This window comes from Flavobacterium sp. (genome assembly GCF_044339515.1).
In the GTDB taxonomy this organism is placed as follows: Bacteria; Bacteroidota; Bacteroidia; order Flavobacteriales; family Flavobacteriaceae; genus Flavobacterium.
In genome coordinates this window covers 35,835-55,371 of sequence record NZ_JBIIVK010000008.1, presented here as the reverse complement: position 1 = coordinate 55,371, position 19,537 = coordinate 35,835, and the positions used below count along the sequence as shown (strand labels likewise).

At 35.1% G+C, this 19,537-nt stretch carries 11 protein-coding genes and 3 tRNA genes; 8 read left to right on the top strand and 6 right to left on the bottom strand.

Annotated features, from left to right (window positions below; genetic code table 11):
• The first annotated feature begins 50 nt into the window (after positions 1-50).
• Entirely contained in the window at positions 51-1,550 is a 1,500-nt protein-coding gene (gene hutH, locus ACIQ0M_RS03555; protein WP_396149791.1) for a histidine ammonia-lyase, read from the top strand.
• Positions 1,551-1,587: 37 nt separating this feature from the next.
• Here the strand turns inward: hutH and rimK are convergent, their stop codons facing one another.
• Positions 1,588-2,958 carry a 30S ribosomal protein S6--L-glutamate ligase gene (gene rimK, locus ACIQ0M_RS03550; RefSeq protein ID WP_396149790.1) on the bottom strand — a complete coding sequence of 457 codons (1,371 nt, stop codon included), beginning with the start codon at positions 2,956-2,958 and terminating at the stop codon, positions 1,588-1,590.
• A gap of 91 nt (positions 2,959-3,049) precedes the next feature.
• A complete protein-coding gene (locus ACIQ0M_RS03545; protein ID WP_396149788.1) occupies positions 3,050-5,599 on the bottom strand; it encodes an ATP-dependent Clp protease ATP-binding subunit in 2,550 nt (849 codons plus the stop codon).
• 259 nt (positions 5,600-5,858) lie between these two features.
• Here ACIQ0M_RS03545 and gyrA point away from each other — a divergent pair, with 259 nt between their 5' ends.
• A complete protein-coding gene (gene gyrA / locus ACIQ0M_RS03540; RefSeq protein WP_396149785.1) occupies positions 5,859-8,426 on the top strand; it encodes a DNA gyrase subunit A in 2,568 nt (855 codons plus the stop codon).
• A gap of 28 nt (positions 8,427-8,454) precedes the next feature.
• Complete coding sequence (locus ACIQ0M_RS03535) at positions 8,455-9,726, top strand: tetratricopeptide repeat protein (protein ID WP_396149783.1); 1,272 nt, start codon at positions 8,455-8,457, stop codon at positions 9,724-9,726.
• Between the two features lie 49 nt (positions 9,727-9,775).
• Here the strand turns inward: ACIQ0M_RS03535 and ACIQ0M_RS03530 are convergent, their stop codons facing one another.
• Both ACIQ0M_RS03530 and ACIQ0M_RS03525 read right to left on the bottom strand, forming a co-directional pair.
• Positions 9,776-10,537, bottom strand: coding sequence for an NlpC/P60 family protein (locus ACIQ0M_RS03530; protein ID WP_396149782.1), 762 nt, complete (start codon positions 10,535-10,537; stop codon positions 9,776-9,778).
• A 19-nt stretch (positions 10,538-10,556) separates the two neighbouring features.
• Complete coding sequence (locus ACIQ0M_RS03525; protein ID WP_396149780.1) at positions 10,557-11,735, bottom strand: acetyl-CoA C-acyltransferase; 1,179 nt, start codon at positions 11,733-11,735, stop codon at positions 10,557-10,559.
• A gap of 289 nt (positions 11,736-12,024) precedes the next feature.
• On the opposite strand from ACIQ0M_RS03525, the gene ACIQ0M_RS03520 reads away from it, so the two are divergent.
• From ACIQ0M_RS03520 to ACIQ0M_RS03510, 3 genes are all read left to right on the top strand, one after another.
• Positions 12,025-12,108: transfer RNA gene (locus tag ACIQ0M_RS03520), tRNA-Ser, on the top strand.
• A 9-nt stretch (positions 12,109-12,117) separates the two neighbouring features.
• Positions 12,118-12,192: transfer RNA gene (locus ACIQ0M_RS03515), tRNA-Pro, on the top strand.
• A gap of 5 nt (positions 12,193-12,197) precedes the next feature.
• Positions 12,198-12,271, top strand: a tRNA-Arg gene (locus ACIQ0M_RS03510).
• A gap of 424 nt (positions 12,272-12,695) precedes the next feature.
• On the opposite strand, the gene ACIQ0M_RS03505 is transcribed toward ACIQ0M_RS03510, so the two are convergent.
• Positions 12,696-13,310: a hypothetical protein gene (locus ACIQ0M_RS03505; RefSeq protein ID WP_396149777.1), complete on the bottom strand. Its 615-nt coding sequence runs from the start codon at positions 13,308-13,310 to the stop codon at positions 12,696-12,698.
• Between the two features lie 244 nt (positions 13,311-13,554).
• On the opposite strand from ACIQ0M_RS03505, the gene ACIQ0M_RS03500 reads away from it, so the two are divergent.
• Positions 13,555-15,795: a patatin-like phospholipase family protein gene (locus ACIQ0M_RS03500; protein ID WP_396149775.1), complete on the top strand. Its 2,241-nt coding sequence runs from the start codon at positions 13,555-13,557 to the stop codon at positions 15,793-15,795.
• A 5-nt stretch (positions 15,796-15,800) separates the two neighbouring features.
• Here the strand turns inward: ACIQ0M_RS03500 and uvrA are convergent, their stop codons facing one another.
• Positions 15,801-18,593: an excinuclease ABC subunit UvrA gene (gene uvrA / locus ACIQ0M_RS03495; RefSeq protein WP_396149773.1), complete on the bottom strand. Its 2,793-nt coding sequence runs from the start codon at positions 18,591-18,593 to the stop codon at positions 15,801-15,803.
• Between the two features lie 348 nt (positions 18,594-18,941).
• On the opposite strand from uvrA, the gene ACIQ0M_RS03490 reads away from it, so the two are divergent.
• Complete coding sequence (locus ACIQ0M_RS03490; RefSeq protein WP_396149770.1) at positions 18,942-19,529, top strand: RNA polymerase sigma factor; 588 nt, start codon at positions 18,942-18,944, stop codon at positions 19,527-19,529.
• Positions 19,530-19,537: the final 8 nt, after the last annotated feature.

Below are 19,537 nucleotides of genomic sequence, written 5' to 3'. Positions count from 1 at the left end.
TGCATTTATGCAAACGTTTGCGGAATTTTGAAACCTCAACCAAACAATAGATGGACCATTATCATTATATCAGTTCCGATGTGCTTTCATTGGATACTATCAATCAAATTATACTTGAGAATAAATCGTTGGCTTTATCGGAAGAAGCGAAAGTCAATATCCAAAAATGCCGTGACTATTTAGATAAAAAAATGCAATCGCAAACCGATCCGATTTATGGAATCAATACCGGATTTGGGTCGTTGTGTAATGTCAAGATTTCGAATGAAAATCTTTCGCAACTACAAGAAAACTTAGTGAAATCGCATGCTTGCGGAACAGGAGAGGAAGTGTCTAATTCGATTGTAAAATTGATGCTCCTACTCAAAATACAATCGTTAAGTTACGGAAATTCTGGAGTTCAATTGGAAACAGTGGAACGATTGATTGATTTTTATAACCAAGACATTTTACCGGTCATTTATACGCAAGGTTCGTTAGGTGCTTCCGGTGATTTGGCTCCGTTAGCTCATTTGAGTTTACCTTTATTAGGTGAAGGAGAAGTAAATTTTGAAGGCAAAAAAGTACATTCCAAAGAAGTGCTCGCTCATTTTAATTGGAAACCCATCGTTTTGCAATCCAAAGAAGGTCTGGCATTGTTAAACGGAACGCAGTTTATGAGTGCCTATGGTGTTCATATTTTATTAAAATCCTATCAATTATCCTATTTAGCTGATTTAATCGGAACTATTTCTTTAGAAGGATTTGATGGAAGAATAGATCCGTTTAACGAGTTGATTCATATCGTTCGTCCGCACAAAGGTCAGATTGAAACGGCTCAACGGATTACTGAATTTTTAGAGGGAAGTCAAATTATTAATCAGAAAAAAATACACGTTCAAGATCCATATTCCTTCCGATGTATACCGCAAGTTCACGGAGCTACAAAAGACGTAATGGATTATGTAAAAAGAGTTTTTAAAACAGAGATTAATTCTGTAACGGATAATCCAAATGTTTTTGTAGGCGAAGATATAATTGTTTCCGGCGGGAATTTCCACGGACAACCATTAGCTTTGGCATTAGATTTTCTCGGTATAGCGTTAGCGGAATTAGGAAGTATTTCGGAAAGAAGAACCTATCAATTGATTTCCGGTCTGCGTGGGTTGCCAGCTTTTTTAGTCGATAATCCCGGATTAAACTCCGGATTTATGATTCCGCAATATACGGCTGCGAGCATCGTTAGTCAGAATAAACAATTGGCTACTCCGGCCAGTATTGACAGCATTGTTTCCAGTAATGGTCAAGAAGATCATGTGAGTATGGGTGCTAATGCTGCTACAAAATGTTATAAAATTATTGAAAATTTAGAACGCATTTTGGCTATTGAATTGATGAATGCTTCGCAAGCGATTGAATTTAGAAGACCTTTGAAATCGAGTGCATTTATTGAGCAATTTTTGAAATCATATCGTTCAGAAGTTCCGTTTGTCAAAGAAGACCGTATTTTGCATTATGATATTGAAAACTCAATTGCCTTTTTGAGGAGTTTTGAGATAGAAATTGATTAAAAATTAATCCCAAAAACATTACGCTTTTGGGATTTTTTTACTTCACCCTAAAATTCTTCTCAATCGCCTTAATCATTTCACCCGCAATATCTTTATTAGTCGCACCTTCAATTCCTTCTAAACCGGGAGAAGAGTTTACCTCTAACAAAAGAGGCCCTTTACTGGAACGAATAATATCAACTCCGGCAACTTTTAACCCCATTGCTTTAGCTGCTTTCACGGCAATGATTTTTTCTTCTTTGGTGGGCTTGATGACAGATGCCGTTCCACCTAAGTGAATGTTAGCTCTAAATTCTCCTGCCAAAGCTTCTCGTTGTATTGCGGCGACTACTTTTCCGTCAATCACAAACAATCGCAAATCTTTTCCGTTGGCTTCTTTGATGAATTCTTGAACTAAAATATTGGCATTCAAACTTTTAAAAGCATTAATCACACTTTCTGCTGCTTTTTTTGTTTCTGCCAAAACGACTCCTTTTCCTTGTGTTCCTTCTAAAAGTTTCACAATTAAAGGTGTTCCGCCAACCATTTTTATCAAATCATCCGTATCTAATGGCGAATTGGCAAATCCGGTAGTTGGTATATCGATTCCGTTATTCAAAAGTAATTGCAACGAATATAGTTTATCCCTGGATTGCGTAATCGCAGATGAAGAATTTAAACAAAATATCTTTAATGCCTCAAATTGGCGGGTTAACGCACAACCATAAAAAGTAATATTTGGACGGATTCTAGGAATGACTGCATCCAATTCATTTAAAACTTTTCCACCACGGTAATGAATTTCAGGTGTGTCGGCATCCAATTTCATATAACATTCTTTGATATTTAAAAATTGCATTTCGTGACCACGGCGTTCACCGGCTTCCATAATTCTTTTGTTGCTGTACAGCTCAGGATTACTGGCTAAAAGTCCAATTTTTAAACCCGAACGTTCTTTTAAAACATCCGGATATAAATCTTTTAATTTATCACTAGAATTATCGCCCAACAAATATTTTCGCTCGGGGTCAACCAAGGCTCGTCCACTCATCGCTTCGCGGCCTAAGAGCATTCTAAAACCCATCGAATCTCGGTTAGTCAATGTCATTTCAATCACCCAATGCGAATCACCCAATTGCAATTGTGTCTGAATCACAAAACGTTGTTCACGAAATCCACTGGAACTTTTTACTACACGTTTATCAATCAAAGGTGCTTGACAATGAATGATGGTTTTTACATTATTTTGAATCGGATTGATATCAAATTTTACCCAATGTTCGCCTTCTTTGATAAACGGACTAATGTTGATAGCATGTAGGGCAGAGGTTTTAGCACCGGAATCCACCCGTGCTTTAATGGTTGGAATGCCAAGTTCAGGAAAAGAACACCATTCCTCGCTACCTAAAATTAATTTGTTGTCTAACATTTTTTTTGATTGATGAAATAAAAAAAAGCCACGAATTCACAAATAGTTTTTACTTTAATTCGTGAATTCGTGGCTTACAATTTAGTTTTATTTAACTTGTTGGTTTTTCTGCTTTTTGAATTTTTACGTTTAATTCTTGAGCATCGTCTTCAATATCCATAAAGATTTCATCACCCTCTCCAATTTTGGAAGTAATAATTTCTTCGGCTAGTGAATCTTCCACATATTTTTGAATGGCTCTTTTTAAAGGTCGGGCTCCAAACTGTTTGTCAAAACCTTTTTCAGCAATAAATGCTTTGGCTTTATCAGACAAATTCAAGGTGTAACCTAAATCTTTGATACGAGCATATAATTTTTTCAATTCAATTTCGATGATTAAATCGATGTGCTCTTTTTCTAAGGCGTTAAACACAATCACATCATCGATACGATTTAAAAATTCAGGTGCGAAAGTTTTTTTCAATGCATTTTCCACAACGCTTTTGGAGTGTTCATCTGCTTGAGAGACTTTTGCTGATGTACCAAAACCAACACCTTGTCCAAAATCTTTCAATTGACGTGCTCCAACGTTGGAAGTCATAATAATAATAGTATTTCTAAAATCGATTTTACGACCCAAACTATCAGTCAAGTAACCATCATCGAGTACTTGCAACATCATATTAAAAACATCGGGATGAGCTTTTTCGATTTCATCTAACAAAACTACACAATAGGGTTTGCGGCGTACTTTTTCTGTTAATTGCCCACCTTCTTCGTAGCCCACATATCCCGGAGGAGCACCAATTAACCTGGAAATTGCAAATTTTTCCATGTATTCGCTCATATCGATACGAACTAAAGCATCTTCGGAATCAAATAATTCTTTCGCCAGAACTTTGGCTAATTGCGTTTTTCCAACACCGGTTTGACCTAAGAAAATAAACGAACCAATCGGACGATTTGGATCTTTTAATCCTGCACGATTTCGTTGAATGGAACGAGCAATTTTCATCACTGCTTCTTCTTGTCCAATTACTTTTCCTCTGATTAATTCCGGTAAATGAGCTAATTTATTACTTTCGGTTTGTGCGATTCTGTTCACGGGAATTCCGGTCATCATCGAAACCACATCGGCAACATTATCTTCAGTAACGGTAATTCTATTGTTTTTAGAATCAATTTCCCATTGTTCTTGAGCAATCGCTAAGTCTTTTTCGATACGTTTTTCATCATCTCGCAGTTTAGCAGCTTCTTCGTATTTTTGTTTTTTAACAACGGTGTTTTTCAATTCACGAACATCTTCCAGTTGCTTTTCTAGTTCCAAAATTTGTTTCGGCACTTCGATGTTGGTGATGTGAACGCGTGAACCGGCTTCGTCTAAAGCATCAATTGCTTTGTCCGGTAAAAATCGATCAGACATATAACGACTGGTTAATTTCACACAGGCATCAATCGCTTCAGGCGTATACGTCACACTGTGATGATCTTCGTACTTACCTTTAATATTATTCAAGATTGTAATTGTTTCTTCAATAGTAGTAGGTTCCACAATTACCTTTTGGAAACGTCTTTCTAAAGCACCGTCTTTTTCAATATATTGACGGTATTCATCTAACGTGGTAGCACCAATACATTGAATTTCGCCTCTGGCTAAAGCAGGTTTAAACATATTCGAAGCATCCAATGAACCTGTTGCTCCACCGGCACCAACAATAGTGTGAATTTCATCGATAAATAAAATGATGTCATCATTTTTTTCCAATTCATTCATCACCGCTTTCATTCTTTCTTCAAACTGTCCACGGTATTTTGTTCCGGCCACTAAACTGGCCAAATCAAGTGTTACGACACGTTTGTTAAATAAAATTCGAGATACTTTCTTTTGGATGATTCGCAATGCTAAACCTTCGGCAATGGCAGATTTTCCCACACCGGGTTCACCAATTAAAAGCGGATTGTTCTTCTTTCTTCGGCTTAAAATTTGCGAAACACGTTCGATTTCTTTTTCACGACCCACAACCGGGTCAAGTTTTCCTTCTTCGGCTAACTCGGTTAAATCACGACCAAAATTATCTAAAACAGGTGTTTTTGATTTTTTATTGGTTTTACTTCCGGGATTATTAAAGTTGCCTTCTTTTAAACTGTCATCTTGTCCTGAATCCTCATTAAAAGATTCGTTTTTGGGAAAGCTGTCAGTATATTCGTCTTCGTTGTTATTGGGTATCATATTCAAATATTGTTCTTTTGCTATATCGTAATCGATTTTTAGCTTGTTAAGTAATTTTGTTGTCGGATCATTCTCGTTCCTTAAAATACAGAGCAAAAGATGTGCCGTACTAATGGAAGAACTTTGAAAAACTTTGGCTTCTAAAAAAGTTGTTTTTAACGCTCGTTCCGCTTGTCGCGTTAAGTGAAGATTCTTTTTTTCATTACCCATTTCAGCATTTGGGTTGGGTGGACTCAGTATTTCTACTTTTTTACGCAAATAGTCCAAATCAATATCTAAATTGCTTAAAATAGTGATTGCTTTACCATTTCCGTCTCTTAATATTCCAAGCATCAAATGCTCCGTACCAATAAAGTCGTGGCCTAATCGCAAGGCTTCTTCTTTACTGTACGTGATTACATCTTTGACCCTTGGAGAAAAATTATCATCCATAGCACTTCTTTTTTAAGGTAAATTTACTAAATATGGTTGGTAAATGCAAAAACTATTCCCATTCCTATCTACTGTCAGCTAATTGACAAAAAATATTTGAATTATGAAAGTTAAAGTTACGTATAATTATTAACCAAAAAACACCTTGTTTTTGTTAATAAATCATTGAAATTAGTTTGGTAAAAAGCTTTCAAAAAGCTCAAAAATCCCTATATTAGCACGTTTTGAAATAATTATAATTTTTAACCAATAAATACATATGTCTGAAGGAGAAAAGTTGATTCCTATTAACATCGAGGACGAAATGAAATCAGCATACATCGATTATTCGATGTCTGTAATTGTGTCACGTGCATTGCCTGATGTTAGAGATGGTTTAAAGCCTGTACACCGTAGAGTATTGTACGGAATGTATGATTTAGGCGTTTTTTCGAATAGAGCTCACAAGAAATCCGCTAGAATTGTCGGAGAAGTTTTAGGTAAATATCACCCACACGGCGATACATCTGTTTACGATGCGATGGTTCGTATGGCTCAAGAATGGAGTTTGCGGTATCTTTTAGTTGATGGTCAAGGTAACTTTGGATCAGTCGATGGAGATAGTCCGGCTGCAATGCGTTATACGGAAGCCAGAATGCAAAAGATTTCGGAAGAAATTATGGCCGACATCGAAAAAGAAACCGTTGATTTTCAATTGAACTTTGATGATACTTTATATGAGCCAAAAGTAATGCCAACTAAAGTTCCTAATCTTTTGATTAATGGAGCTTCCGGTATTGCGGTTGGTATGGCAACCAATATGCCGCCTCACAATTTAACTGAGGTGGTTAATGGCACATTAGCTTACATTGACAATAATGAAATAGAGATTGATGAATTGATGGAACACATCAAAGCTCCTGATTTCCCTACAGGCGGAATCATCTATGGCTACGAAGGTGTTCGTGAAGCATTCAAAACCGGTCGTGGTCGAATCGTAATGCGTGCCAAAATTGCTTTTGAAGAAAGTAATGGAAAAGATGCCATCATCGTAACCGAAATCCCATATCAGGTCAACAAAGCTGATATGATTAAGAAAACGGCCGATTTAGTTAATGATAAAAAAATTGAAGGTATTTCTAATATCCGAGATGAGTCGGATAGAAACGGAATGCGAATTGTATACGAATTAAAGCGTGATGCGGTTCCTAACGTGGTGTTGAATACCTTATATAAGTTCACCCAATTACAATCATCGTTTAGCGTAAATAACATTGCGTTAGTAAATGGCCGTCCGCAAATGTTGAATCTAAAAGAATTGATTCATTATTTTGTTGAACACCGTCACGATGTTGTGGTTCGAAGAGCAAAATTCGATTTGCGTAAAGCAGAAGAAAGAGCTCATATTTTGGAGGGTTTAATCATTGCTTCAGATAATATTGATGAAGTAATTGCTTTGATTAGAGGTTCGAAAGATGGTGATGAAGCTCGAACAAAATTAATCGAACGATTTTCTTTATCTGAAATACAAGCTCGTGCAATTGTTGAAATGCGTTTGCGTCAACTTACAGGTCTTGAGCAGGATAAATTGCGTGCTGAGTATGAAGATATCATGAAATTGATTACACATTTAAGAGAATTATTGGCTAACAAAGATTTGAGAATGCAAGTAATCAAAGATGAATTGGTTGAAATTCGCGATAAATATGGTGATGAAAGACGTTCTGTCATTGAATATGCCGGAGGTGATGTAAGTATCGAAGATTTAATTGCCGATGAAAATGTGGTTATTACAATTTCGCACGCAGGTTATATTAAACGTACAAACCTTTCAGAATATAAAACACAGAATAGAGGAGGAGTTGGACAAAAAAGTGCAGGAACAAGAGATCAAGATTTCTTAGAGCATTTGTTTGTGGCAACGAATCATCAATATATGTTGTTCTTCACTCAAAAAGGAAAATGTTTCTGGATGAGGGTTTATGAAATTCCGGAAGGAAGCAAAACATCCAAAGGAAGAGCGATTCAGAACTTGATTAACATCGAAAATGATGATAAAGTAAAAGCGTTCATTTGTACTCAAGATTTGAAAAATGAAGAGTACATCAATAGTCATTATGTGATTATGGCAACAAAACAAGGTCAAGTTAAAAAGACATTGTTGGAGCAATATTCACGTCCGAGAGTGAACGGAATTGCTGCTATTACCATTAAAGAAGATGATGAATTGTTAGAAGCAAAATTAACGAACGGAAAAAGTCAAATTTTAGTGGCTGTAAAATCCGGTAAATTGGTTCGTTTCGAAGAAAGCAAAACACGTCCGATGGGAAGAGGAGCTTCGGGAGTTCGCGGAATTACCTTAGCGGATGAGCAAGATGAAGTAATTGGCATGGTTTCTGTCAATGATATGAGTAGTGAGATTTTAGTAGTATCTGAAAATGGTTATGGAAAACGTTCATCCTTAGAAGATTATCGTATCACAAACCGTGGAGGAAAAGGAGTGAAAACTCTTAATATTACTGATAAAACAGGTCGTTTAGTATCTATTAACAATGTTACCGATGCTGATGATTTGATGATTATCAACAAGTCAGGATTAACCATTAGAATGGAGGTTTCCGATTTAAGAGTAATGGGAAGAGCCACACAAGGTGTCCGATTAATCAATATTAAAGGAAATGATTCCATTGCAGCAGTAACCAAAGTGATGAAAGAAGAAGCAGCGGAAGAAGTAGAGTTTGAAGATGTGAGTGCAGCCGTTTTAGAAGGTAGCTCTACATCAGAAACTACTGATTTTGATGACGATACTGATGAAGAAACAGAAGAAAATGAAGAAAACCAAGAATAAATAAATATTAACTAAAATTTGATTTACAATGAAAAGTAGATACATCATTTCCGCTTTAGCTTTGATGTTGAGTTTGGGTAGTTTTGCCCAAAAAGATCAATTAAAAGCATTGGAAAAGGCCATTAAAAATTTTGATCCAACTGCTGTTAAAAACGCCTTATCGGCAGCAGAAAGTGTTATTGGAAGAGCAACTGATCAAGAAAAAGCTCAGTTTTATTTTCTAAAAGGTAATGCTTTATTAGAAATGGCCAACAGAAACATGGAAACTGGCAAGAATTTAAAAGAGTCGGCCAAATCGTATCAAGAATTATTAGCAACTGAAAAGAAGCTTGGTAAAAACAAATATTTAGTTCAAGCGGAAAATTCTTTAACTGACGTTAAAAATAAACTAGTAAATTCTGCGATAAAAGATAGTGATGAAAAAAGATTTAAAGAAAGTGCAGAAAAATTGTATGATGCTTATAATTTAAACCCAAAAGACACTATTTATCTTTATTATGCAGCGAGTAGTGCCGTTAATGGAAAGGAGTATGATTTAGCTTTACTTCACTATGAAAAGTTAAAATCATTAAATTACTCCGGAAAGGGTGTGGCTTTTTATGCTAAAAGTGTTATTAACGGACAAGAGGAGGCTTTCCCCACCAAACAAGATCGAGATAATTCCGTAAAGTTGAAAGTGCATACTGATCCGAGGGATGAAATTATCCCTTCTAAAAGAGGTGAAATTTACAGAAATTACGCCCTCATTTTGGTTGAAAAAGGGGAAAAGGATAGAGCGATGCAAGCTATCCAAGATGCAAAAAAGAGTAATCCAGATGATACTTCTTTAGCCCTAACTGAAGCAAATTTATATTTAGATGCTAAAGATTATACTTCATATAAAAGAGTAATCGAGGAGGTTTTACAAAAATCACCAAATGATGCTGATTTGTATTATAATTTGGGTGTAATTTCCGGAACTGCTAATAATCATGCTGATGCGGAGAAATATTATACTAAAGCAATAGAAATTAACCCAAAATATTCAAATGCTTACTTGAATTTAGCTATTATGAAGCTTGATGCTGACACTAAGCTCGTACAAGAAATGAATGGTTTGGGTAATTCAGCAAAAGACAATAAGCGTTATGAAGAGCTTAAAGTACAGAGAGAAAAAGTATTTAAAGATGCACTTCCATATTTAGAAAAAGTAGTTGAATTTGATCCTACTAATAATGAAGCAAAACAAACACTATTAAATGTTTATACTTCGTTAGATATGACAGATAAGTACAAAGCTCTAAAAGCAACTATGAATTAAAACATAAAATTCTATTAAGTAAAAAATCCCGATAAAATCGGGATTTTTTTTATATAATTTTTTTAATTACTCTAAGTTTGTGGGTATGTCTATTCGTTTCCGCATTGTATATTCCCAAATGGTCTAGACGATCAATTCTGACTTTTCCACTGGCGTGAATAATATAATTGTCATTCATAATAATACCAACATGAATAATTTTTCCTTCTTCGTTATCAAAAAAAGCTAAGTCGCCCGGTTCACTTTCCTCTATAAAACTTAATGCTTCTCCTTGTGTTGATTGTTGAGAGGCGTCACGCAGAAGTTTATATCCATTTAGTTTGTAAACCATTTGAGTAAACCCGGAACAGTCTATTCCAAAAGGTGTCTTTCCTCCCCAAAGATAAGGAGCATTCAAATACATGAACGCTGTTTTAATTAATTCATTTTTAGGTTTAATCCCGGTAACTTTTAAACCTTCAAATTCAAAATTATTTTTATTTACGCCTTCTAAATTTAAAAAAGTTAACGATGAACCAATTGGAATTGGAATAAGTGAATCATCTTTAGTAGTAATATATTCTACTAAATCATGATTTAAAATGACAGCACTATTTGAAATTTCATTAAAATCACTATCTGAAATAATCTGACACTGTTTAGAATCAATCCATCCCTCATAATTATCATACTGCAAACGTATTTTAAACCATTGTTTAAGTTGTTCGAGTATTTCAAAATGATCACCAAACAACACTTGCGAAACTTGCTCGCTTCGGTCATTGGGTTCAATTCGGAGTGGAATGATGGCTAAATTGCAGATTCCGTACATGAAAATTAATGTTTCTTAATTATGCTCTTTCGATTACAATTGCTGATGCTCCTCCACCACCGTTGCAAATTGCAGCTGCTCCGAGTTTAGCATTGTTTTGTTGTAATACATTTAGCAAAGTAACAATAATTCTTGCACCCGAGCAACCTAGTGGGTGACCTAATGACACAGCACCTCCATTTACGTTTATTTTCGAACTATCTAGTCCTAATATTTTTGCGTTTGCCAAACCAACAACTGAGAATGCTTCATTAAATTCAAAATAATCAATGTCAATAATAGTAATACCAGCCTTATCTAATGCCTTAGGTAACGCTTTTGCAGGAGCTGTTGTAAACCATTTTGGTTCATGAGCAGCATCTGCATAGCTTTTAATGTACGCTAATGGTTTTAATCCTAATGAAAGTGCTTTTTCTTCACTCATTAAAATTAGAGCCGCTGCACCGTCATTTATGGTTGAAGCATTGGCTGCAGTCACTGTTCCTTCTTTGGTGAAAGCAGGATTTAAACTTGGAATTTTATCTAATTTTACATTTGTAAATTCTTCATCTTTTGAAATAATAATCGGTTCACCTCTTCGTTGTGGAACGGCTACCGAAACAATTTCTGAATCAAATTTACCTTCAGTCCAAGCTTTTGCGGAACGCTCATAAGATTGAACGGCGAACGCATCTTGCTCTTCCCTTGAAATTTTATATTCTGACGCACACAAATCGGCACTTACTCCCATGGCATTATTATCATAGGCATCCGTTAAACCATCTTTCTGCATACCATCTATCATTGTAGTTGGTCCAAATTTATATCCGTTACGTAAATGAACATAATGCGGAATTAAACTCATGTTTTCCATTCCACCGGCAACCACCACATTTGCATCACCGGATTGAATCGCTTGTGCTCCCTGCATAACCGCTTTCATTCCCGAAGCACAAACTTTATTAACCGTAGTACAAGGAACAGTATTTGGTAAACCTGCTAAAAGTGCAGCTTGTCTTGCAGGAGCCTGACCAACTCCGGCTTGAACCACATTACCCATCAAAACTTCATCAACCTCGTTAGGGTCTAAATTTATTTTTGCTAATGCTCCTTGAATAGCAATAGACCCTAATTGTGATGCTGTAATAGTGGACAAACCTCCCATAAAACTTCCAATAGGAGTTCTTACTGCAGATACGATAACTACTTTTTTATTCATAACTAAGTTTATGTTTGTTTATGTTGCGAAATTAACTATTTTAAAGCTATTTTTACTAGATAAATTATATTTTTTATAATTTCATTCGTAACCGGTATAATCTATATCGACTATCCAACTCCCATGTCAAATGATAATTAATGATTTCCCAAATTTGCTATGTGATTGACTTCTAAGTGATTTTATACAAAACCAAAAAAAATAACAAAAAAATAGTCTAAATACTTGTAAACTAAAGAATGAAAAGCTACATTTGCAACCGCAAAAAAGTTAAGTTCTTTGCAGAATAGGAGAGGTGCCGGAGTGGTAACGGAGCAGATTGCTAATCTGTCGACGGGTAACTGTCGCCAGGGTTCGAGTCCCTGTCTCTCCGCTTTTTTCTCGGGGTGTAGCGTAGCCCGGTTATCGCGCCTGCTTTGGGAGCAGGAGGCCGCAGGTTCGAATCCTGCCACCCCGACAAATGGCCCAGTAGCTCAGCTGGATAGAGCAACTGCCTTCTAAGCAGTAGGTCTCAGGTTCGAATCCTGACTGGGTCACATTGAACCATCTGATAATCAGGTGGTTTTTTTGTGAAAGATTTTTTTTTCAATAAGATAAACTAGATTAAATTAGTTTTTGATATTTTATTTAAATAGTTTAATAATAACCTTTTTGTAGAGGTAAATCTTTAAATGTTTACTTCAAACTCTATTCATTTACTTTAACATTAATCTTTTATAATAAATATATTATTGTCTTAAGATTTAGATTTAATTGTTAAATTTTTTCCATAATTCACACTGTTTTTCAATCAAGAAATCGGTAATTCTTATTTTTTTTATTTTCAAGGATTTAAATTTAAGTTTTCATTGATTAATAAAAATAAAAAGCCCTGCTACTTTGAGATTTTCGCAGGACTTTCATCAACCAAACTTAACCAAACTTTTTAATCTAACTAACCAAACTCAATTTTTTAATTTATTACTTTTCTTCAATTAACGCTCTTGTTCCATCTGCTTTATAGTAATAGTAACTATTGTTGTTATAAGTGTAACCGCTGTTATAGTTTTCAGTACTACCGTAGTAAGTAGTTTGAGCATAATCACAATTTTCGTTGTTATAATTCACTTGACCAATGGTGCGAATTATCATTCCTCTTCTGTTGTAAACAATTTGCATTCCACCAATTTGAGACAGTGCAAAACGATTGTATCTCATAAAAACAGATCCGATGCGGCTTACACGGTTTCTACTGTCGTAGTTAATAAAGGTATTGCCTACTCGACGAACTCTTCCAAAACTATCATGCTCAATCCGAACGCCGTAATTTACAGCTACAGTTGTGTTTCCACGTGTTCCTCCTCTGCGGTAGAAAATTCCGCCTTGACTGTCTTGCGGACGAGTATTAAAATCGAAATCACCGTTTAAGAATACAAAGAACTCGATACCTCGTTCCATGAATACAATTGGTTCTGCGTCCATGTAATTTTCGTGAGCAACATTTCTTTCAAAATCAGAAAAAGTTGTTTTTTCTGTTGCTAAAGCCAAACTTCCAACCAGTAAGTTTGCGGCTACTAAGAGGGTAATTTTTTTCATGACACATTCGATTTAAACTTTTTTGCTTACTCTTGAGTTTTTCAGCTTTCACTAAAAACTGATTTGTTTCAGTTTCTTGTTTAGTCATTTTCAATTGCCGTGCCAGAAATGAATTTTGTGTTGTGAATGAGTTGTTAATGATTTTTAAGTAGCTGTAAATCATTCATTTATTTTTTTTATGACTAAAATTTCATCATTCAATTTTAAATAATTTAACATTATTACTAAATAATTTATACTTTAGATGTACAAATATCAACTCGTTTTTTATATGGTTTTAAAAAATACTGCACATACTAACAAGTTTTCGATAAGATTTTTATTATCGATTGGGTTTATACTCACTATTTTTAGTTCTTATGCCCAGCAAAAGCCAAAAGTTGGAATTGTATTAGCTGGAGGAGGAGCTAGAGGCTTGGCACACATTGGTGTTTTAAAAGTTTTAGAGGAAGCCGGTTTTGATGCCGAAATTGTTGGTGGAACCAGTATGGGAGCAGTAATTGGTGGACTTTATGCGATGGGGTATGATGCTAAAACAATGGAAGAACAATTAGCAAAACTCAATTGGGATGAATTGATGAATCGTGTTCCTATTCCGCAAACACAACCTATTGAAAATTGGAATGCCATATCTAGATATCATTTTGAATTGCCAATTATTGACAAAAAGATTAGGCTACCGGTAGGTTATAGCGATGGTGCGATGATTTATTTATTGCTTACTAATCTTTCTGAAGATTTTCATGAAGTCACAGATTTTAATAAACTACCCCGTCGTTATTTTTGTGTAGCTGCGGATTATTTTTCAGGCGAAGAGGTGATCCTAAATTCAGGATTTTTACCTGATGCTATGAGGGCTAGTATGTCTATACCTAGTTTTTTTACTCCAGTAAAATTGAATAACCGCGTTTTAATTGATGGTGGGAAAGTAAATAATTTTCCTGTTGAACGCATGAAAGAGCTGGATGTGGATTTTATCATTGGTGTCGATTTTCCACATTCAGAGAGTATTCCTCATGACGATTTAAATTTATTAGAGATATTAATTGAATCCGGGAGTTATGTAAATACTCGTTATAATAAGATTAATAGGGAGTTATGTGATGTGTTAATTATACCTGAATTAGGAAGTATCTCAACTGCGGATTTTAAAAAAGCAGATACTATCGTTAAAATTGGTGAACATACTGCCCGTAAACAATTTAACCGACTGAAATTTCTAGCAGATTCACTAAAAATTGTTAAACGTGAATTTAAAAATCCTTTTCCCTCTGAAAAAAGAAAAATTACTCAAACTAAATTGGAATTGCCTGAAAATTATGTAAACAAAAAAATTAGCACCATTACAAACACAAATTTTAGTGGTGATGTTGATCCCAAAACCTACATGAAATCAGCTATCGATTTATATGGAACTGGAGATTTTGAAAAGATTTCCTATCGATTTGTGAAGGATTCGTTAAATCAAGGAAATAACTTTGTTTACATGTTGAAGCCTAAAAAAACGGATCAAAGTATTAACTTGGCAATTAATTATACGTCTGATTTTAAAGCTGCTTTGCTGTTGAACTATACTGACACTAATTTTATGTCAGCTTGGTATAGACTTTCAGCAGATCTCATTGCATCTGAAAGTCCATCTGTTCGATTGGAATACCAAAGAACCATTGGTCGTGAATTTATGCCGGCTATGGAATTGTCTTATTATCGCTATACACAACCTTTTTATGACGATGGAAATTCTGTTTCTGAATATGTTTTTCAATCTTATATTGCACGAATTTACGGAAAAAGTAATTTGAATTTAAATAGTAGTACAGGATTTGGTATTTCCTACAGACATACAGGATTTTTTGGGGATGCATTTTCATTATTTGATTTAGAAACTGGTAAGTTTGATCAATTAAATGCCAATGCATTTTACAAATGGAGTACCTTTAGAAATCGTTATTTTGCTTCCAATGGTATGAGTTTAGATGCAGAATTAAATTCCACATGGAATTTAAAAAATACCGAAAATTCAGAAGCAAAACTTCATTATCAAATTCGTTTTACTCAAAGTTTCAGGCCATCATCCAAGTGGGGTATAACTTATTCCGCATATTCAGGTAGCGGAATAAATCAACCATTGGATGGTCCAAACAAATATTTTAGTGGTGGATGGGGTTTGGATTATCCTTTTAATTTACAGCCATTTTTTGGCTATGAACGAATGGAACTCATTGCTGATGGTTTACATTCATTTTCAACGGAGTTTCATTGGCAATTCCTCAAAAAGCAATACTTTAAAATCATTAGTAATGTTGGAACTCTCATGAATGTAGCAGATAATAATGTCATTTGGAAAGATTTTCAATATATTGATGGCTTTGGTGGTGGATATGCTTTTGACTCTCCATTAGGTCCAATACAATTACTCACAGCACGATCATCTAAAGATAGTGGTAATTGGAATTTTTATTTCTATTTGGGATATTGGTTTTAGATATATTATTTCAACTTCGCCTTCAAATAGTTCCCCGTAATTGATTTTTTATCTTTTGCTACTTCTTCCGGAGTTCCAAATGCGATGAGTTGACCTCCATTTTCGCCACCTTCCGGACCGATATCGATGATATAATCCGCACATTTGATTAGGTCTAAATTATGCTCAATCACAATTATGGAATGTCCTTTTTCGATTAAAGCTTCAAACGAAGCAAGTAATTTTTTTATATCATGAAAATGCAAACCAGTGGTCGGTTCGTCAAATACAAAAAGAGCTTTGTCTTTGGTTATAACTTTTACTAAAAACGAGGCGAGTTTAATCCGTTGAGCTTCTCCACCTGAAAGAGTAGAAGAGGACTGACCCAATTGCACATAACCCAAACCAACATCTTGAAGCGGTTTCAGTTTCTGAATGATTTTAGTTTGCTTGTGTTCATCAAAAAAAGCTAAGGCATCATCGATAGTCATGGTCAAAATGTTATCGATATTTTTTCCTTCAAATTGAACTTCGAGGATTTCTTTTTTGAAACGTTTTCCGCCACAGGTTTCACATTCCAAATGAACATCGGCCATAAATTGCATTTCGATGGTTACTTCGCCATCGCCTTTGCAGGTTTCACAACGACCGCCATCCACATTAAACGAAAAGTGTTTTGGTAAATAACCTCTAATTTTAGATAGTTTTTGTTTGGTAAACAAATCCCGAATATCATCATACGCTTTGATATACGTCACCGGATTGGAACGGGAGCTTCGCCCAATCGGATTTTGGTCGACGTATTCAATGTGTTTGATGTGCGAAAAATTACCTCGTAATTCTGTGAACTGTCCGGCTTTATCGCTCACACCTTCTAATTTTTTTTGTAAAGCAGGAAACAATATTTTTTTAACTAACGTACTTTTCCCACTACCGGAAACACCTGTAATAACCGTCAAACAATCCAATGGGAAATTGACGTCAATGTTTTTCAAATTGTTTTCACGAGCTCCAATAATTTCGATGTGATTCTTGAATTTTCGTCTTTTTTTAGGAACTTCAATTTCTAATTCGCCATTCAAATATTTTGCTGTGAGTGAATCCGCTTTTAAAATTTCGCTAAAATCTCCTTCTGCAACCAAATGACCACCGTGAGTTCCGGCTTCAGGTCCGATGTCAATGATGCGATCGGCGGCTTTCATAATGTCTTCGTCGTGTTCAACAACAATAACTGTATTACCGAGATTTCGCAAGTTTTTCAACACTTCAATTAATCGTTCGGTATCTTTTGGATGTAATCCGATGCTGGGTTCATCTAAAATGTACATCGAACCCACCAAACTACTTCCTAATGACGTAGCCAAATTAATACGTTGCGATTCACCACCGGAAAGTGAAGCGGAATTTCGGTTTAACGTGAGGTAATTCAAACCCACTTCATCCAAAAATTTCAATCGGTTATTAATTTCAATCAACAATCGTTTCGCAACTTTTTGATCGTATTCTGAAAGTTCCAATTGTTGAAAAAAGACAATTAAGTTTTTTATCGGTAAATCAACCAATTCCGAGACGGTTTTGTTTCCTACCTTAATATAATTGGTTTCCACACGTAAACGTTTTCCTTTACAAGTGGAGCATTTTGTTTTTCCTCTGTATCGAGAAAGCATTACGCGGTTTTGAATTTTATAATTTTTCTCTTCTAATTCCTTGAAGAAATCGTGCAATCCGGTGAAATATTTATTTCCGTTCCAAATCAACTGTTTTTGTTCCTCAGTCAATTGAAAATACGGTTTGTGAATCGGGAAATCAAATTTGTAGGCATTGTTAACCAATTGATCGCGGTACCATCCCATGCTTTCACCACGCCAGGGGAAAATTGCATTTTCATACACGGACAAAGCAGTATTAGGTACAACCAAGTCTTCATCAATTCCAATGACATTTCCGTAACCTTCACAAGTTGGACAAGCTCCGTATGGATTATTAAAACTGAACAAATGAATGTTTGGTTCTAAAAAAGTGAGACCATCTAATTGAAAATTTGTGCTGAATTCCAGTCTTTTTTGAGTTGAAACTTCTTGTACATAACATTCGCCCTTTCCTTCATAAAAAGCGGTTTGAACGGCATCGCCTAATCGATTTAAGAACTCCTCATCGTCTTTCACTACAATTCGGTCGATGATTAACAGAATGTCTTTATTGTCTAGCGAATGTTGTTCTAATTCATCCAAGCGAATCATTTCATTCTCAACCAAAATCCGAATAAAACCTTGTTGAAGTAACACTTTTAATTTGTCCTCTAATGCTCTACCTTCTTCCAAATGAATAGGAGCGAGGAGGAGCCATTTGCTCTCGGGTTCAAAGGAAGTAATAGTTTTCACCACATCTGAAACACTTTGCTTTTTTACCTCTTGACCGGAAACAGGTGAAAAGGTTTTTCCAATACGAGCAAAAAGTAATTTTAAATAATCATATATTTCAGTTGAAGTACCAACTGTAGAACGAGCATTGGTCGTATTTACTTTTTGTTCAATAGCAATAGCGGGAGCTATGCCTTTTATATATTCCACTTTTGGCTTGTCTAATCTTCCTAAGAACTGACGAGCATACGATGATAAGCTTTCCACATAACGGCGTTGTCCTTCAGCATATAAGGTATCAAAAGCCAAACTCGATTTTCCTGAACCTGAAAGTCCGGTGATGACTACTAATTTATTTCGCGGAATCGCTACATCAATGTTTTTAAGATTGTGTAACTGAGCTCCTTTAATCAGGATATTTTTCTTGGGTTCGAGTAGAGCAAATTCTTCTGGTGTCATAGCAAAATGGAAAGAATCGCAAAGATAGTGATTTGAGAGTTCAATTAAAAGGATGGGAAATTCTATTTTTAGGGAGTTAACAAGAGACTTTAAGGAAATGTTGCACTTGACAGCTTTCATAACCCAGTCAAGTATAAAAAGTATCTTTTTTATGCAAAAAATGACATGTTTTTTACGTTTTCCCACATTTATTGCATTTTGAATGTTAAAATTTCAGTTAATATTTGCTTGTTAAAATAAATTTGTGTTACATTTGGCTAATAATTAATCTTTATTTAACAACTGCTTATAGGAAAAAAATACTTTCAGAAAATTTAGTTCAAAACACGAAATTAAAAAGGTATTACTATGGCTACTGTTAATCAACTCCCAGACGCTTTATTGGTTAAGAATTACATTGCTGGTGACGAGCAGTCGTTGGCTATTCTTATAGAAAGACATCAATCTAAAATTTATGGATTTATCTATTCTAAAATTGCTGATCGCGATATTACAGATGATGTTTTTCAAGATACTTTTATTAAAGTAATTAAAACTTTAAAATCAAATTCGTACAACGAAGAGGGTAAATTTTTACCGTGGGTGATGCGAATTGCCCATAATTTGGTTGTTGATCATTTCCGAAGAACTAAAAAAATGCCAATGCAACGCGAAACGGAGGAATATTCTATCTTTTCGTATATGTCTGATAATTCAATGAATGTAGAAGGCCGAATGATTACCGATCAAGTAGAAACGGATTTACAGCGTTTATTAGATGAATTACCGGTCGATCAAAAAGAAGTATTGGTAATGCGAATGTACCAAGATATGAGTTTCAAAGAAATCGCTGATTTAACCGGCGTCAGCATCAACACCGCTTTAGGTAGAATGCGATATGCTTTGATGAATTTACGAAAAGTAATTGAAAAAAATCAAATAATTTTAACCAATTAAACAATATT

Excerpts from the sequence above, each read along its gene's own strand:
- hutH (WP_396149791.1), top strand. The coding sequence starts at position 51 with ATGGACCATTATCATTATATCAGTTCCGATGTGCTTTCATTGGATACT.
- rimK (WP_396149790.1), bottom strand. The coding sequence starts at position 2,958 with ATGTTAGACAACAAATTAATTTTAGGTAGCGAGGAATGGTGTTCTTTT.
- ACIQ0M_RS03545 (WP_396149788.1), bottom strand. The coding sequence starts at position 5,599 with ATGGATGATAATTTTTCTCCAAGGGTCAAAGATGTAATCACGTACAGT.
- gyrA (WP_396149785.1), top strand. The coding sequence starts at position 5,859 with ATGTCTGAAGGAGAAAAGTTGATTCCTATTAACATCGAGGACGAAATG.
- ACIQ0M_RS03535 (WP_396149783.1), top strand. The coding sequence starts at position 8,455 with ATGAAAAGTAGATACATCATTTCCGCTTTAGCTTTGATGTTGAGTTTG.
- ACIQ0M_RS03530 (WP_396149782.1), bottom strand. The coding sequence starts at position 10,537 with ATGTACGGAATCTGCAATTTAGCCATCATTCCACTCCGAATTGAACCC.
- ACIQ0M_RS03525 (WP_396149780.1), bottom strand. The coding sequence starts at position 11,735 with ATGAATAAAAAAGTAGTTATCGTATCTGCAGTAAGAACTCCTATTGGA.
- ACIQ0M_RS03505 (WP_396149777.1), bottom strand. The coding sequence starts at position 13,310 with ATGAAAAAAATTACCCTCTTAGTAGCCGCAAACTTACTGGTTGGAAGT.
- ACIQ0M_RS03500 (WP_396149775.1), top strand. The coding sequence starts at position 13,555 with ATGTACAAATATCAACTCGTTTTTTATATGGTTTTAAAAAATACTGCA.
- uvrA (WP_396149773.1), bottom strand. The coding sequence starts at position 18,593 with ATGACACCAGAAGAATTTGCTCTACTCGAACCCAAGAAAAATATCCTG.
- ACIQ0M_RS03490 (WP_396149770.1), top strand. The coding sequence starts at position 18,942 with ATGGCTACTGTTAATCAACTCCCAGACGCTTTATTGGTTAAGAATTAC.